We start from the raw sequence: 15,167 nt of genomic DNA, 5'->3' as shown, positions 1-15,167 counted from the left end.
GCCATGGCCTACCGGCCCTCGAAGAAGACCAAGAAGACCGTGCTGAGCATCGGCGGCATCGCCGTGCTCGCCGGGCTCAACGCCCCGGCCGCGCTCGGCTTCGCCGAGGAGCAGTACTACGAGTACAAGATCGCCCAGCCCGCCTACAAGGCCCGGTACGGCTCCTGGTCGCAGCTGGACATCCCCAAGGAGTTCCGTACCAACGCCATCCACGCCGCCCTGCTGCACACCGGCAAGGTGCTGATCGTGGCGGGCTCGGGCAACGAGATCAAGAAGTTCGACAAGGGCTCCTTCGACACCGTCCTGTGGGATCCGCGGAAGAACACCTTCAAGAAGATCCCGACCCCCGACGACTTCTTCTGCTCCGGGCACGCCCAGCTCCCGGACGGCAGGCTGCTGGTGGCCGGCGGCACCGCCCGCTACGAACGGCTCGACGGCGAGGTGGAGCGGGCCGGCGGCGGGATGCGGGTGAAGAACGAGGACCCCGACAAGGCGATGGTCCTGAAGAAGGGGACCCGTTTCCGCTCACCGGCCGGCGTCGAGTACGTCAGCAAGTTCGAGGTGACGATCCCGCGGGCCAAGCGCACGCAGGAGATCACGTACAACCGGGCGGGCGTCATGCAGCCCTGGAAGACCAAGGTCACCGCGAGCGAGGCCCGCGTCTTCGTGGAGGCCACCGAGAAGGGCCCGCTGTCCGTGACGGACAAGCAGGCCCAGTACGAGATCGTCGGGCTGAAGGGCAAGGACGGGGCCAACACGTACGGGATCTCCGAGAAGATCACCCTGGACAAGCAGGACTTCCAGGGGATCAGGGCGGCCTACGAGTTCGACCCCAAGGCGGAGAAGTACATCCCCGTCGACCCGATGGCCAAGGCCCGCTGGTACCCGACGCTCGTCGGCCTCGACGACGGCCGGGTGCTGGCCGTCTCCGGTCTCGACGACGTCGGGGTGATCGACCCGGGCGACAACGAGATCTACGACCCCGAGACCAAGCAGTGGACGCCCGGCCCCAAGCGGTACTTCCCGACGTACCCCGCCCTCTTCCTCACCAAGGGCGGCAAGCTGTTCTACCCGGCGTCCAACGCCGGGTACGGCCCCGCGGACAAGGGCCGTGAGGCGGGCCTGTGGGACCTGGAGTCCAACACCTTCCGGAAGGTGCCGGGGCTGCGGGACGCGGACGCCACCGAGACGTCCGCCTCGCTGCTCCTGCCGCCGGCCCAGGACCAGAAGGTGATGATCCTCGGCGGGGGAGGCGTCGGCGAGTCCAGGAAGTCGACGCCCCGCACGGCGGTGGTCGACCTCAAGAAGGACAACCCCGTCTTCGAGGACGGGCCGGACCTGCCGCAGGGCACCCGTTACCTGAACAGCGTGATCATGCCGGACGACTCGGTGTTCACCACGAACGGGGCGAAGGACTACCGGGGCCGCAGCGCCAGCAACATCCACAAGGCGCAGTTCTACGACCCGAAGTCCAACACCTTCCGCGCCGCCGCAGCACCCCGGGTGGGACGCAACTACCACTCCGAGGCGCTGCTGCTGCCCGACGGCCGGGTCGCCACCTTCGGCTCCGACCCGCTCTTCGACGACCAGCAGAACACCAAGCTGGGCCACTTCGAGCAGCGCATGGAGGTCTTCACCCCGCCGGCCCTGCACAAGAACGGCAAGAACCGTCCGGTGCTCGGCGACGGGCCCGAGGAACTCGACCGGCAGCACCGCGCGACCTTCGCCACCGACCACCCGGAACGCGTCGCCAAGGCCCGGCTGATGCGTCCCAGCGCGGTCACCCACACGACGGACGTCGAGCAGCGCTCCATCGACCTGAAGGTCGACAAGGACCGGTCGTCGGTGACCGTGCAGGTGCCGAAGGACCCGAGCCTGGTGCCGCCCGGCTGGTACATGCTGTTCGTGACGGACGCGGACGGCACCCCGTCCGAGGCGAAGTGGATCCAGGTGCCGTAGCCCGACGGACCGGCTACGCCCCGGAGTTGCGCGCCAGCCCCAGGGCGTAGTCGGGCCACCACTGGCCGGCCGCCGGTCCGCCCCGGCACTGCCCGTCCGACTCGCCGGGCCGCTTGATCCACAGATAGGCGTCGAGGGCGGGCTCCGAGGTGTCGGTCGTCGGACTGGTGCCGAGGGCCCGGCCGGGCGGGTTGCACCAGGCGTCGCCGCGGTCGCCGCGCAGCGGGCCGTTGCCGTTGCGGCTGGTGTCGATCACGAAGTGCTTGCCGCCGAGGCTCTTGGAGAGCCGGACGCCGTACTCCTTCGTGGTGCCGTCCGTCTGGAAGTTGGAGACGTTCAGCGAGAAGCCGTCGGCGTGCTCGACGCCCGCCCGCCGGAGCGGCTCGACCAGCCGGGAGGGGTCGTCGATCCAGGCGGGGTTGCCGGAGTCCAGGTACACCTTGGTGCCCGGCTGCTGCTTGAGGCGGACGATCGCCTCCGACAGCAGCTGCTCGCGCTCGGCGTGGTACTCGGCGGGCGTGCAGCCGTCCACGACGTGCGCGACCGCGTCCGGCTCCAGGACGACGAGCGCCTTGCTGTCGCCGAGCGCCTCCGCGAACCGCCCGATCCACTGCCGGTAGGCGTCCGCGTCCGGCGCCCCGCCCGCCGAGTGCTGACCGCAGTCGCGGTGCGGGATGTTGTAGGCGACGAACAGCGCCGTACGCCCTTCCCGCGTCGCCGCCGACGTGGCGGCCCTGATCACGGCGCCCGGGTCGTCGCCGGCCGGCCACAGCGCGGCCGGCTGCCGGGCGATCCGCTTCAGCAGGTCGGCGTCGTGCGTGCGGCCCTCCCGCCGCCACAGCTGGATCTGCTGGGCGGCCGGGCTCGCGGGGTCGACCCAGAACGGGGACCGTGCGACGGAGTCCCCGTCCCGGGACGCGCCCCGGGCGACGGAGGCCCGGTCGGCGTCGGGCGCGGACGAGCAGCCCGCCGCGAGCCCGAGCGTCGCGAGGACCGCGAAGGTACGGATCAGCCGGGACATCCTGCCCCCTTGGGCGAAGTGACTTTGTGATGATTCGTCAGCAATCGTGACATAACGGTCACCGTCGGAGGGGAACCGACATGACTACGGCACCGGCGGCGTGCCGTACGGCCGCCTCAGACCCCGCCCGACGCCAGCGCCATGCCGAGCGGTGTCCGCTCGTAGAGCACCTGGTGTCCGTACCGGCGCGAGGTGAGCAGCCCCGCTCCGCGCAGCGCCGAGAGATGGCCGGACACCGACGACGGCGCGAGCCCGAGGCGGTGGGCCAGGGTCGTCGTGCCGGCGGGTTCGTCCAGCGCGCCGAGCACCGCGGCCCGCCCGCGCCCGAGCAGCCGTACCAGCGCGTCGGGGGCGTGCCCGCCCGGTTCGGCCCACAGCCCGCCGATCCCCCGGGCCGGATAGACCAGGGTGGGCTGCCAGGGCGGGTCGAAGCCGCTCACCACGTCGGGCCAGGAGAAGACGCTCGGCATCAGGACCAGGCCCAGGCCGCGCAGCTCCCGCTCGTGCGAACTCCGCGCGTCCACGGTCAGCGTCCCCGCGCTCCACGCGAACCGCCGGTCCAGCTCCGGCAGCAGCCCGCCGAGGCCCACCTCGGCCAGCCGGCGCGAGTGGAACGCCACATCCGCCTCCAGCAGCGCCCGCAGCCGCGGCCAGTCCGGCTCCACCAGCGCGCGCCAGGCCGCCTCCAGGAGATCGGCCAGCTCCTCGATCATGCGGACCGGATCCGCCAGGAGGGCGCGGCCACGGGGGGAGTCCAGGGCCCCCGGGGTGTCCGCCAGCGCCCGCGCCGTGTCGTCGAGGGCGGCCTGCGGGTCGGCGGCGCGGACCGCGGCGATCTCCTCCTCGAAGGTCGCGGCCGGACCGATCGGCGGCGGGCCGAGCCAGTCCGGGTTGTGCCCGCGCCGGGGCATGAGCAGCCGCAGCGGCGCGAGATCGAGACCGGCCGCCGCCGCGTGGATCCGGCGCAGCCAGGGCGCGTGATAGCCGTGCCGCTCGGGCCGGTGGAGCGTACGGACCGCCTCCTGCGTCTCCCACAGCGCGGACACCGCGAACCGGCAGCGCAACAGGTCGTCCTCGCCGAAGTACAGACGGAACGGCATCACACCCCCTGCGGCGCCCACGGAAGATTCGGCTGACGCCGAAACTCTACGGCGGGCCACGACCCTCCCGGCACGCTGCTGTCCATGCCGAACGAGTCCGAGGGCACGTCGACCGTGCCCGCCCCGCCCGAACCCGCCACCGGATACCTGCGCGTCTTCGCCGTACGCGAGTTCCGTGCCGTCTTCGCCGCCCACGCCTTCTCGCTGCTCGGCCTCGTCGTCAGCGAGATCTCCCTGTCGGTCCTCGTCTACGACCTCACCGGCTCGCCCCTGCTGAGCGCCCTGACCTTCGCGCTGGGCTTCCTCCCCTACCTGATCGGCGGGACCCTGCTCGCCGGGATCGCCGACCGGTTCCCCGCCCGGCGGGTCCTGGTCGTGTGCGACCTCGTGTGCGCGGGCTGCGTGGCCGTCATGGCGGTCCCCGGGGCGCACATCGCCGTGCTGCTCGCGATGCGCTGCGCGCTCGCCGTCGTCTCGCCGGTCTCCCAGGGCGCGCGGACGGCCACCCTGGCGGACGTCCTCGGCGACGGCGACCTGTTCGTCCTCGGCCGTTCACTGCTGCGGATCGTCTCGCAGAGCGCGCTGCTCGCGGGGTTCGGGCTCGGCGGGCTGCTGCTGAGCGTCGTGGCGCCGCGCGGGGCGCTCCTCGTCACCGTGTGCACCTTCCTCGTCTCGGCCGCGCTGCTGCGCCTCGGCACCGTCCGCCGCCCGGCCCGGGCGGGCACCGGGGCGGCACTGGTGAAGGACTCCCTGCGCGGCGCCCGGCAGGTGCTCGCCGACCGGCGCACCCGGGTGCTGCTCCTGCTGTTCTGGGTGCCGCCGATGTTCGTCGTCGTCCCCGAGGCGCTGGCCGCCCCCTACGCCGACGGACTCGGCGCCGGCCCTGCCGGGCTCGGGCTGCTGATGTGCGCCCTGCCCGTCGGCACCGTCCTCGGGGAGCTGTACGCCGGGTCACGGCTGCGTCCGGCGACCCGCGGCCGGATCACCCTGCCGCTGGTCTGCCTGACCCTGCTGCCCTACCTCGGCTTCGCCCTGCGCCCCGGGCTCGCCTTGTCCCTGGCCCTGCTCGTCCTCGCCGGCGCCGGATCGGCGTACACCCTCGGGCTCGACCAGTGGTTCGTGCGGGCGGTGCCGGAGGAGCTGCGCGGGCGGGCGATGGTCCTGAACACCGCCGGGCTGATGACCCTCCAGGGGGCCGGGATGGCGCTGGCGGGCGTCGCCGCCGAGTTCGCCGGGGTGACCGCCACGGTCGCGGGCGCGGGGGTGCTGGGCACGGCGTGCTGCGTACTGCTCGCCGCGGAGGCCCGGCGGACGGAGGCCGGAGCGGAGCACGCGGAGACCTCCCGGCCGCGTGAGAGTCCGGCCCGCGGGAGCCTCGTACCGGGGGAAAATCCGGCCGAAACGGCGGCGGAGACCGAAACGCGAGACGGGGCTGACCACGATATGACCGGCCGGTAGGGTCTTTGCCGTGCCGAAGCCCCTCAGTCTCGCCTTCGATCCCATCGCCCGCGCCGACGAACTCTGGAAGCGCCGCTGGGGTGCCGTGCCGTCCATGGCGGCGATCACCTCGATCATGCGCGCGCACCAGATCCTGCTCGCCGAGGTCGACGCGGTCGTCAAGCCGTACGGGCTGACCTTCGCGCGGTACGAGGCACTGGTGCTGCTCACCTTCTCCAAGGAGGGCGAGCTGCCGATGTCCAAGATCGGTGAGCGGCTCATGGTGCACCCGACGTCGGTCACCAACACCGTGGACCGGCTGGTCAGGTCAGGCCTGGTCGACAAGCGCCCCAACCCCAACGACGGGCGCGGCACCCTCGCCTCCATCACGGACAAGGGGCGCGAGGTGGTCGACGCGGCCACCCGCGACCTGATGGCGATGGACTTCGGCCTCGGCGCGTACGACGCCGAGGAGTGCGCGGAGATCTTCGCGATGCTCCGCCCGCTGCGCATCGCGGCCCACGACTTCGACGAGGACTGAGGGGCCCGCGTACGGCCGCGGGGGCCCGCGAAGATCGCCCCCGACCGGCGGTTACGCTCGTACGCATGAAAAAGAGCGTGCTGACCCGCTACCGCGTCATGGCCTACGTCACCGGCGTGCTGTTGGTCCTGCTGACCCTCGGTGTGATCGCCAAGTACCTCCTGCACATGGACGGCGCCGAGGACTTCACCAAGGTGGTCGGCATCGCGCACGGCTGGCTCTACGTCGTCTACCTCCTCTTCGCCTTCGACCTGGGCTCCAAGGCGAAGTGGCCGGTCGGCAAGCAGCTGTGGGTGCTCGCGGCGGGCACGATCCCGACGGCCGCCTTCTTCGTGGAGCGCAAGGTCAGCAGGGAGCTCGAGGCGCGGATCGCGGACGACGCGCCCGCCGTCGCCAAGGCCTGAAACGCTTCCCCGAGCCCGGTCGCAGGGCCCCCGTGGCGGGGTCCGGCCGGGCCGACGGGACCGCCGTACGGCGTGTACGGCGGTGAGCCATCGACATTTACTAGGACGTCCTAGTAAATTCGAGGGTATGGACGCTGACGCCATCGAGGAGGGCCGCCGTCGCTGGCAGGCCCGGTACGACGCTTCGCGCAAGCGCGAGGCCGATTTCACCACGCTCTCCGGCGATTCCGTGGAGCCGGTGTACGGGCCGCGGCCCGGGGACACCTACGAGGGCTTCGACCGGATCGGCTGGCCGGGGGAGTACCCGTTCACCCGCGGGCTCTACGCGACCGGCTACCGGGGGCGGACGTGGACCATCCGGCAGTTCGCCGGGTTCGGGAACGCCGAGCAGACCAACGAGCGCTACAAGAAGATCCTCGCCAACGGCGGCGGCGGCCTGTCCGTGGCCTTCGACATGCCGACGCTGATGGGACGCGACTCCGACGACCCCCGCTCGCTGGGCGAGGTCGGGCACTGCGGCGTGGCCATCGACTCGGCGGCCGACATGGAGGTCCTGTTCAAGGACATCCCGCTGGGTGACGTCACGACGTCGATGACGATCAGCGGACCGGCCGTCCCGGTCTTCTGCATGTACCTGGTCGCCGCCGAGCGTCAGGGCGTCGACCCGTCCGTGCTGAACGGCACCCTCCAGACGGACATCTTCAAGGAGTACATCGCGCAGAAGGAGTGGCTCTTCCAGCCCGAGCCGCACCTTCGCCTCATCGGCGACCTGATGGAGCACTGCGCGGCGAAGATCCCCGCGTACAAGCCCCTGTCCGTCTCCGGCTACCACATCCGGGAGGCCGGTTCCACGGCCGCCCAGGAGCTGGCGTACACGCTCGCCGACGGCTTCGGGTACGTCGAACTGGGGCTGAGCCGCGGGCTGGACGTGGACGTGTTCGCGCCCGGACTCTCCTTCTTCTTCGACGCGCACGTCGACTTCTTCGAGGAGATCGCCAAGTTCCGCGCCGCGCGCCGGATCTGGGCCCGCTGGATGCGCGACGTCTACGGCGCCACCTCCGAGAAGGCCCAGTGGCTGCGCTTCCACACGCAGACCGCCGGTGTCTCGCTCACCGCGCAGCAGCCGTACAACAACGTGGTCCGGACGGCGGTGGAGGCGCTCGCCGCCGTGCTCGGCGGCACCAACTCCCTGCACACCAACGCCCTGGACGAGACCCTCGCGCTGCCCTCCGAGCAGGCCGCCGAGATCGCCCTGCGCACCCAGCAGGTGCTGATGGAGGAGACCGGCGTCGCCAACGTCGCGGACCCGCTGGGCGGTTCCTGGTACGTCGAGCAGCTCACCGACCGCATCGAGGCCGAGGCGGAGAAGATCTTCGAGCAGATCAGGGAGCGCGGGCTGCGGGCGCACCCCGACGGGCGGCACCCGATCGGGCCGATCACGTCCGGCATCCTGCGGGGCATCGAGGACGGCTGGTTCACCGGCGAGATCGCCGAGTCCGCCTTCCAGTACCAGCAGTCCCTGGAGAAGGGCGACAAGCGGGTCGTCGGCGTCAACGTGCACCACGGCTCCGTCACCGGCGACCTGGAGATCCTGCGGGTCAGCCACGAGGTCGAGCGGGAGCAGGTGCGGGTGCTGGCGTCCCGCAAGGACGGGCGCGACGACGCGGCCGTCCGGCGTTCGCTGGACGCGATGCTCTCCGCCGCGCGGGACGGGTCGAACATGATCGGGCCCATGCTCGACGCGGTTCGGGCCGAGGCGACGCTCGGGGAGATCTGTGGGGTGCTGCGGGACGAGTGGGGGGTGTACACGGAGCCGGCCGGGTTCTAGGCCTCCGCCGGGGCCGGGGCCAGTTCCCGGGGGCGCTGCCCCCGGGGACCCCCGCATCGCGCCGGCGCGCTCGTCCTCAATCGCCGGACGGGCTGACACATGGCCGGCGCCCGGGGCCCTCAGGGTTCCGTCGCCGCGCCTGTCAGGCCCAGCAGGAGTACGCGGGTGAAGCTGCGGACCCACTCCTCGTCCGCGGGCTCCGCGCTGACGAGCGTGCGGTGCACCACCGCTCCGGCGACCACGTCGAAGATCAGGTCGGCCGTGCGGGCGGCGGACTCCGGGTCCTCCTCGGGGGGCAGCTCACCGCGCTGCTGGGCGCGGGCGCGGCCCTCCACGACGAGGCGCTTCTGGCGGTCCACGATCGACGTGCGGATGCGCTCGCGCAGCGGCTCGTCGCGGGTCGACTCGGCGACGACCGCCATCAGCGCGGTCTTCGTCTCGGGGCGCCCGAGGATCGCCGCGAACTGAAGCACGACGCCCTCGATGTCGGCGGCGAGACTGCCCCGGTCGGGGAGTTCCAGCTCGTCGAAGAGGACGGCCACGGCGTCGACGACGAGTTCGTTCTTGCCCGCCCAGCGTCGGTAGAGCGTCGTCTTGGCGACCCCGGCGCGGGTCGCGACGTCGCCCAACGTCAGCTTGGACCAGCCCAGTTCGACCAGCGCCGCGCGTGTCGCGTCCAGGATCGCGGCGTCCGCGGCGGCGCTGCGTGGTCGGCCCGTGCGGGGGGCCGGAGTGCGACTCTGCATGTCAGCGACCATATCCGGGCATGCCGGGGACGATATCCGGCTGTTGTGGGAAGTCGTGAGGGAGATCACCGGGGAATGGCGTACGGCGGCGCCCCGGGGGAGTTACGCTACGACTCGTAGCGAAAGCTTGTGCGGCCGCGCCGCACGGGCGACAACCACTGGCGCCAGGTGGGGACCCGGCGCCGAACAGCACATCACGGGCCCGGCTTTGACCATGCCGGAGGCCCGGCTCGGGGCACGCTTTTCACACGTGCGCGCGGAAGGGGGAGGATGTACTCATGCAGCCACGGAACATGTCCATGAGCGGAGTCGTCGACCTCGCCGCGGTGAAGGCGGCCCAGGAGGCCAAGGCGAAGGCGGAGCAGGCGCGCGCCGAAGCGGCCAGGCAGGGCGGCGGAGGCGGGGCCGTGTCCCCCGCCAGTCTCGTCATCGACGTAGACGAGGCGGGATTCGAGCGCGACGTCCTGCAGCGCTCCACCGAGGTACCGGTCGTCATCGACTTCTGGGCCGAGTGGTGTGAGCCCTGCAAGCAGCTGAGCCCGGTCCTGGAGCGGCTGGCGATCGAGTACAACGGGCGCTTCGTCCTCGCCAAGATCGACGTCGACGCCAACCAGATGCTGATGCAGCAGTTCGGGATCCAGGGGATTCCGGCAGTCTTCGCGGTGGTCGCCGGCCAGGCGCTGCCGCTCTTCCAGGGGGCCGCGGGCGAGGCGCAGATCCGCGGCACGCTGGACCAGCTCGTCCAGGTGGCGGAGCAGCGCTTCGGGCTCACCGGTCTGACCGTCGACCCGGACGCCGCCGGTCCGGACGCCGCGCCGGCCGTCGCCCCGGAGATCCCGGCCGGCCCCTACGACGCCCTCCTCGAAGCCGCCGTACGGGCCCTGGACGCCGGCGATCTGGCGGGTGCCGTCCAGGCCTACAAGAACGTGCTGAGCGACGACCCGGCCAACAGCGAGGCCAAGCTGGGCCTCGCCCAGGCCGAGCTGCTCCAGCGGGTGCAGCACGCGGACCCGCAGCAGGTCCGCAAGGACGCCGCCGAGAAGCCGGGCGACGTGGCGGCGCAGATCGCCGCCGCCGACCTGGACCTGGTGGGCGGGCACGTCGAGGACGCGTTCGGGCGCCTCATCGAGGCCGTGCGGCGCGCGGCCGGCGACGACCGGGACGCGGTGCGGCTCCGGTTGCTCGAACTGTTCGAGGTCGTCGGTGCCGACGACCCGCGCGTGACCGCGGCGCGCAGGGCGCTGGCGCGCGCCCTGTTCTGACCAGTCCCTAAACGCCCGGACGTGTGTTGCCCGGGTGAAGGGATCGCCTCCTGAGTGACCACGCGGCCGCGCTTTACCAAAACTTGGTAAACGCGGCCGCTGTTACTTGGAGTAAATCGGGGGCGTTGATCTGTCGGATTCCGTCCGTGAATCAAGTACTTTGCCCCCTCGCTTGACGCCACGTTGAGTCGTCGACCGAGACCGGCGGGTCGTTGTTCGGTTATCCGCCCGTTACTAGCGAGTAACGAACCCCCTTGTGTCGGCGGCGAGAATGCACCACGATCGGCGACGCTCGGTCCATTTCCGTACCCCGACAGCCAATCGGGCCACCGGGTTCTCTGGGTCCCCACCGAGTAGGGCCGGCGGCAGTGGCGCCGGCTCTTGGACAGGGGGGTCTCTGCTCTACGGCGGAGCCTGTCCAGCAGGTTGTGCGTGATGTGTGTCAGGCGCGACCAGTGGTTGTCGCTCGGGGGTGATCGCCGGTGAATCGGGCGCAGTTCGCGCTGTCGAGATCGGGCGCTCTCCTTCCCGAGGACGTAGCACTTCTCCCATCCCTGCCCGGCTGAGCCGCCGTCATGGGGCAGTCAGGGCCAGGAGATGTACGTCCGAGAAGGAGGAAATATGGAGTCCCAGGTGCGTGGCGGGACCAGATGGAAGCGGTTCGCCGTCGTGATGGTGCCCAGCGTGGCCGCCACGGCAGCGATAGGTGTCGCCCTCGCGCAGGGCGCTCTCGCCGCGTCGTTCAGCGTTTCCGGTCAGTCGTTCAAGGTGACGGCGGACCGGCTCGACGGTACGGGCTTCTCGCAGTACGGAGCCATTGACGCGGGCTACACCCTGGACGGCAAGAAGACGGCTCACCCCGTCGCCGTCTCGGCGTTCAAGTCCGCCTCGATCCAGGGCATGTGTCAGTCCGTTGTCACCCCGGACGTGCCGCTGCTCGGTTCCGTGAGTCTCATCCTGAAGGCCGGTGGTGGCGACACCCCGGTCAAGGCCGAGAACCTGTACATCGACGTCGAGGACCTTCAGGCCGACGCGACGTTCCGCAACATCGACATCGGTGTTGCGGCCAAGGACGCCAGCAAGGGTCCGGGTATCGCCAAGGGCGACCAGGCGAACCCCTACGGTTTCGCGCAGCAGGCCGACTCGGCCACGCTGACCGACGTGAAGCAGACGGCGTGGGCGACCACTGCCGGAACGTTCAAGCTCAGCGGCCTGAAGATGTCGCTGTCCAAGGGCGTCAAGGAGTGCTACTAAGCACTCCGTGGGGTGGACGGGGGAGCCGTCGGCTGCCTCGTCCACCCCATCCCTTCCGCAGTACGCGTACTTCTCACAGCAAAGCCGTTCCAGGGAGCTGTTTTCCATGAGCGCCGAGACTCCTGCCGCGCCCGGCCAGTTCAGCCACTTGAGGTCGCGGTTCCGCGCCTGGAGGGGTGACCGGCCGTTCTGGGCCGGCCTGTTCGTCCTGCTCAGCGGACTGCCCATCGCCTACTTCCCGTACGCGAACCTGCAGATCGGCCATCTGACGCTGGCGATGGCCACCACGGCGGGCGCGGGGTCCCTGATCATCGGCGTGCTGCTCGTGGTGCTGGGGCTCAGCCTCTGGTTCCAGAAGCACGTGCGCACCTTCGCGGGTGTCGCGGCGATCCTTCTGGCCCTGGTGTCCATCCCGGTGTCGAACCTGGGTGGCTTCCTGATCGGTTTCCTGTTCGCCCTGATCGGCGGGGCGATGGCGGTCTCCTGGGCGCCCGGCGCGCGGGAGACGGAGCCCGCCGGGGTGGCCCGCAAGGACGAGGTCCCCGTGAGCGCGGCCCCCGCCGAGAGCGCGCCCGCCCAGCCCGTCCCCGGACTGAGCAAGCCCATCGAGCCGAACGAGCCGAACGATCTGTCAGGAACGAGCCCGACGAACGGGGCGAACGGGAGGCACAGTGCCGGCTGACGAGGTGACCCACGGGACGGATGTGGACGAGTCCCGTGTGAGAACCGGGCCGCGTCACGCGGCGCCCAGGAAGCCGTTGTTCACCAGGTTCCACGTACCGGCCGGCAAGGCGATAGCCCTGGCGGCCATGCCGACGGCCGTCCTCATGGGGATGGGACTGACTCCCACGCTCGCGCAGGCCGAGGACCACCCCTCGTCCAAGAGCCTCACGGCGGACGAGTACCAGAAGTGCGTCGAGGCACTGGACGGCTCCGAGGAACCGTCGGCCTCGCCGTCGCCCTCGGCCTCCGCCTCGGCGAGCGCCACCGCGACCGAGCCCGCTCCCACGGCCACGGCGTCCCCGGACAAGACCTCTTCGCCGGATTCAGGTTCCGACGACGAGGCCGACCCCGCACCGGCGCCCGCCCCCAGCAAGACGGCCCAGAGCGGTGGCGGCGACACGGCCACCGCGACCCCCTCGCCGTCCCAGAGCAGCAGCAACCCGTTGGACCCGCTGGGCATCGGCGACGCCATCAAGGACGTCCTCACGCCCGACGAGAAGGAGGAGGCGAGCCCCACCCCGACGCCGTCCGCCTCCGCCACGGCGAGCCCGGGCAAGGAGACCTCCGACCCGGTCAAGGACACCGCGGACAAGGTCACCGGTACGGTCGAGGACACCGCGAAGGACACCAAGGACACGGCGTCCGAGACGGTGAAGGACACCGCGGACAAGGCGAAGGAGACGGCCGGCGACGCCACCGCGTCCCCCAGCCCCTCCGCGAGCGAGAGCGAGGACCCGGCCGAGGGCTGCCCGACGGCCACCGACGACGAGGGCGGCGTCGAGAAGATCGTCTCCCTGCCCGACGAGCCGTGGCACCTCAACGCCAGCTCGCTGCTGCTGAAGGGTGCCGACTACCAGGGCATCGTGAAGGTGCGCACCGCAAACGGCACCGTCAAGAAGGTCCTGAAGTACGTCATCTCCGACGGCACCGACATCGGCGACCTGCACCAGACGGTCGACGACAAGCAGGCCGGCAAGACGTACCACGTGGAGGCGGCCAAGGGCTCGACGTCCACCATCCGCAACGGCAAGACCGTCATGTACACGGAGAGCATCTCCGGCAACCTGCTCGGTCTGATCCCGGTCACCTTCGACCCGGACAACCCGCCGCCGCTGAACATCCCGCTGATCTACTTCACCAAGGTGAAGGTCGTGCAGGCCGGTCAGTTCGGCGGAGACCTGCACGTGCCGGGGCTGCACCAGTACACCACCGGCTGACCGCCGCACCCGCCGGCCGAGGCCGGCCCAAGGACCCGTTCGGGAGCCGCGACAGGGCCACGACCCGGTTCCTCGCCACCGCGAGGGCCGGGTCGCGGTCTGTCCGCCCGAGGACGGGCCGCCACCGCCGTACCTCTCCCGGAACGCGCCGAGGGCGCCCCCTGGTGCAGGGGGCGCCCTCGGTGGCGTACGGGAGACCGGTCAGTCGCGGCCGGTGCCGCCCAGGTGGTGCACCCGGACCATGTTGGTGGTGCCGGGGACGCCGGGGGGCGAGCCCGCGGTCATCACGACGACGTCACCCTGGTCGAAGCGGTTGAGCTTCTGCAGCTCGGAGTCGACCAGCTCGACCATCTCGTCGGTGCTGTTCACGAACGGCACGATGTAGGACTCGACGCCCCAGCTCAGCGCCAGCTGGTTGCGGGTGCCCTCGTCCGTGGTGAACGCCAGGATCGGCTGCGCGGCGCGGTAGCGGGACAGGCGGCGGGCGGTGTCACCGGACTCGGTGAAGGCCACCAGGCCCTTGCCGCCGAGGAAGTCGGCGATCTCGGCGGCGGCACGGGCCACCGAACCGCCCTGCGTGCGCGGCTTCTTGCCGGGGACGAGCGGCTGCAGGCCCTTGGAGAGCAGCTCCTGCTCGGCGGCGGTGACGATCTTCGACATCGTCTTCACGGTCTCGATGGGGTACGCGCCCACGCTGGACTCCGCCGACAGCATGACCGCGTCCGCGCCGTCCAGGATCGCGTTCGCGACGTCGGAGGCCTCGGCGCGCGTCGGACGGGAGTTGGTGATCATCGACTCCATCATCTGGGTCGCGACGATCACCGGCTTGGCGTTGCGCCGGCACATCTCCACCAGGCGCTTCTGCACCATCGGGACCTTCTCCAGCGGGTACTCGACGGCCAGGTCGCCACGGGCGACCATGACACCGTCGAAGGCCGCCACGACGGCCTCCATGTTCTCCACCGCCTGCGGCTTCTCCACCTTGGCGATGACGGGGACCCGGCGGCCCTCCTCGTCCATGATCTTGTGGACGTCGTTCACGTCGTGGGCGTCCCGCACGAAGGAGAGCGCGACCAGGTCGCAGCCCATCTTCAGGGCGAAGCGCAGGTCGTCGATGTCCTTCTCGGACAGCGCGGGCACGTTCACGGCCGCGCCGGGCAGGTTGATGCCCTTGTGGTCGGAGATGACACCGCCCTCGATGACGACCGTCTTGACCCGGGGGCCCTCGATCTCGACGACCCGCAGCTCGACGTTGCCGTCGTTGATGAGGACCTGGTCGCCCTTGGAGACGTCGCCGGGCAGACCCTTGTAGGTCGTGCCGCAGATCGTCTTGTCGCCCGGGACGTCCTCGGTGGTGATGGTGAACTCGTCACCGCGCACCAGCTCGACGGGGCCCTCGGCGAAGGTCTCCAGGCGGATCTTCGGGCCCTGGAGGTCGGCGAGTACGCCGATGGCGCGGCCGGTCTCGGCGGCGGCCGCCCGGACACGGTCGTACCGGCCCTGGTGCTCGGCGTGCGAGCCGTGGCTGAAGTTGAAACGAGCAACGTTCATGCCGGCCTGGATCAGCGCGACGAGCTGCTCGTGGGAGTCGACCGCGGGGCCGAGAGTACAGACGATTTTCGAACGGCGCATAGGGCGATCCTATCGGTTTGTTTCGCTGCGGAATATTCCGTCT

General features: G+C 71.0%; 13 protein-coding genes. 9 read left to right on the top strand and 4 right to left on the bottom strand.

Annotated elements, in window-relative coordinates:
* The first annotated feature begins 3 nt into the window (after positions 1-3).
* Positions 4-1,959, top strand: a complete 1,956-nt coding sequence (locus ACFYQQ_RS09325) for a kelch motif-containing protein (protein WP_355789174.1) — start codon at positions 4-6, stop codon at positions 1,957-1,959.
* Between the two features lie 13 nt (positions 1,960-1,972).
* On the opposite strand, the gene ACFYQQ_RS09320 is transcribed toward ACFYQQ_RS09325, so the two are convergent.
* Both ACFYQQ_RS09320 and ACFYQQ_RS09315 read right to left on the bottom strand, forming a co-directional pair.
* The gene (locus ACFYQQ_RS09320) at positions 1,973-2,980 is read right to left on the bottom strand and encodes a glycoside hydrolase family 6 protein (RefSeq protein WP_355789171.1); all 1,008 of its coding nucleotides are present in this window, start codon (positions 2,978-2,980) and stop codon (positions 1,973-1,975) included.
* Between the two features lie 116 nt (positions 2,981-3,096).
* On the bottom strand, positions 3,097-4,080 hold the full coding sequence (locus ACFYQQ_RS09315) for a DUF5937 family protein (RefSeq protein WP_356169477.1): 984 nt from the start codon (positions 4,078-4,080) through the stop codon (positions 3,097-3,099).
* A gap of 84 nt (positions 4,081-4,164) precedes the next feature.
* Between ACFYQQ_RS09315 and ACFYQQ_RS09310 the strand changes: the two genes are divergently transcribed.
* The 4 genes from ACFYQQ_RS09310 (at position 4,165) to ACFYQQ_RS09295 (ending at position 8,290) form a co-directional block, all read left to right on the top strand.
* Positions 4,165-5,538: an MFS transporter gene (locus ACFYQQ_RS09310; protein WP_355786963.1), complete on the top strand. Its 1,374-nt coding sequence runs from the start codon at positions 4,165-4,167 to the stop codon at positions 5,536-5,538.
* 10 nt (positions 5,539-5,548) lie between these two features.
* Positions 5,549-6,058: a MarR family transcriptional regulator gene (locus ACFYQQ_RS09305; RefSeq protein WP_355786960.1), complete on the top strand. Its 510-nt coding sequence runs from the start codon at positions 5,549-5,551 to the stop codon at positions 6,056-6,058.
* A 65-nt stretch (positions 6,059-6,123) separates the two neighbouring features.
* On the top strand, positions 6,124-6,462 hold the full coding sequence (locus ACFYQQ_RS09300; RefSeq protein WP_355786956.1) for a DUF3817 domain-containing protein: 339 nt from the start codon (positions 6,124-6,126) through the stop codon (positions 6,460-6,462).
* Between the two features lie 127 nt (positions 6,463-6,589).
* Entirely contained in the window at positions 6,590-8,290 is a 1,701-nt protein-coding gene (locus ACFYQQ_RS09295; RefSeq protein ID WP_355786953.1) for a methylmalonyl-CoA mutase family protein, read from the top strand.
* A gap of 119 nt (positions 8,291-8,409) precedes the next feature.
* Here ACFYQQ_RS09295 and ACFYQQ_RS09290 read toward each other — a convergent pair whose 3' ends face one another.
* Positions 8,410-9,036 (bottom strand): TetR/AcrR family transcriptional regulator, encoded by a 627-nt coding sequence (locus ACFYQQ_RS09290; protein ID WP_355786950.1) that lies wholly within the window; start codon positions 9,034-9,036, stop codon positions 8,410-8,412.
* Between the two features lie 278 nt (positions 9,037-9,314).
* On the opposite strand from ACFYQQ_RS09290, the gene ACFYQQ_RS09285 reads away from it, so the two are divergent.
* From ACFYQQ_RS09285 to ACFYQQ_RS09270, 4 genes are all read left to right on the top strand, one after another.
* Entirely contained in the window at positions 9,315-10,298 is a 984-nt protein-coding gene (locus ACFYQQ_RS09285; protein ID WP_356169486.1) for a tetratricopeptide repeat protein, read from the top strand.
* A 621-nt stretch (positions 10,299-10,919) separates the two neighbouring features.
* Positions 10,920-11,552 (top strand): DUF6230 family protein, encoded by a 633-nt coding sequence (locus tag ACFYQQ_RS09280; RefSeq protein ID WP_355779839.1) that lies wholly within the window; start codon positions 10,920-10,922, stop codon positions 11,550-11,552.
* A 106-nt stretch (positions 11,553-11,658) separates the two neighbouring features.
* On the top strand, positions 11,659-12,234 hold the full coding sequence (locus ACFYQQ_RS09275; RefSeq protein ID WP_355779837.1) for a DUF6114 domain-containing protein: 576 nt from the start codon (positions 11,659-11,661) through the stop codon (positions 12,232-12,234).
* Complete coding sequence (locus tag ACFYQQ_RS09270; RefSeq protein ID WP_355779834.1) at positions 12,224-13,492, top strand: hypothetical protein; 1,269 nt, start codon at positions 12,224-12,226, stop codon at positions 13,490-13,492. The genes ACFYQQ_RS09275 and ACFYQQ_RS09270 overlap by 11 nt, the downstream gene beginning before the upstream one ends.
* Positions 13,493-13,693: 201 nt before the next feature.
* Here ACFYQQ_RS09270 and pyk read toward each other — a convergent pair whose 3' ends face one another.
* Entirely contained in the window at positions 13,694-15,124 is a 1,431-nt protein-coding gene (gene pyk / locus ACFYQQ_RS09265) for a pyruvate kinase (protein WP_355779832.1), read from the bottom strand.
* Between the last annotated feature and the right edge of the window lie 43 nt (positions 15,125-15,167).

This window comes from Streptomyces sp. NPDC005496 (genome assembly GCF_042872045.1).
Taxonomy (GTDB): domain Bacteria; phylum Actinomycetota; class Actinomycetes; order Streptomycetales; family Streptomycetaceae; genus Streptomyces.
The sequence above is the reverse complement of the archived record's forward strand: the minus strand, read 5'-3'. Positions and strand labels throughout refer to the sequence as shown.

Coding starts and splice junctions, on each gene's coding strand:
- ACFYQQ_RS09280 (WP_355779839.1), top strand. CDS start 10,920: ATGGAGTCCCAGGTGCGTGGCGGGACCAGATGGAAGCGGTTCGCCGTC.
- pyk (WP_355779832.1), bottom strand. CDS start 15,124: ATGCGCCGTTCGAAAATCGTCTGTACTCTCGGCCCCGCGGTCGACTCC.
- ACFYQQ_RS09290 (WP_355786950.1), bottom strand. CDS start 9,036: ATGCAGAGTCGCACTCCGGCCCCCCGCACGGGCCGACCACGCAGCGCC.
- ACFYQQ_RS09295 (WP_355786953.1), top strand. CDS start 6,590: ATGGACGCTGACGCCATCGAGGAGGGCCGCCGTCGCTGGCAGGCCCGG.
- ACFYQQ_RS09310 (WP_355786963.1), top strand. CDS start 4,165: ATGCCGAACGAGTCCGAGGGCACGTCGACCGTGCCCGCCCCGCCCGAA.
- ACFYQQ_RS09275 (WP_355779837.1), top strand. CDS start 11,659: ATGAGCGCCGAGACTCCTGCCGCGCCCGGCCAGTTCAGCCACTTGAGG.
- ACFYQQ_RS09315 (WP_356169477.1), bottom strand. CDS start 4,080: ATGCCGTTCCGTCTGTACTTCGGCGAGGACGACCTGTTGCGCTGCCGG.
- ACFYQQ_RS09300 (WP_355786956.1), top strand. CDS start 6,124: ATGAAAAAGAGCGTGCTGACCCGCTACCGCGTCATGGCCTACGTCACC.
- ACFYQQ_RS09325 (WP_355789174.1), top strand. CDS start 4: ATGGCCTACCGGCCCTCGAAGAAGACCAAGAAGACCGTGCTGAGCATC.
- ACFYQQ_RS09320 (WP_355789171.1), bottom strand. CDS start 2,980: ATGTCCCGGCTGATCCGTACCTTCGCGGTCCTCGCGACGCTCGGGCTC.
- ACFYQQ_RS09285 (WP_356169486.1), top strand. CDS start 9,315: ATGCAGCCACGGAACATGTCCATGAGCGGAGTCGTCGACCTCGCCGCG.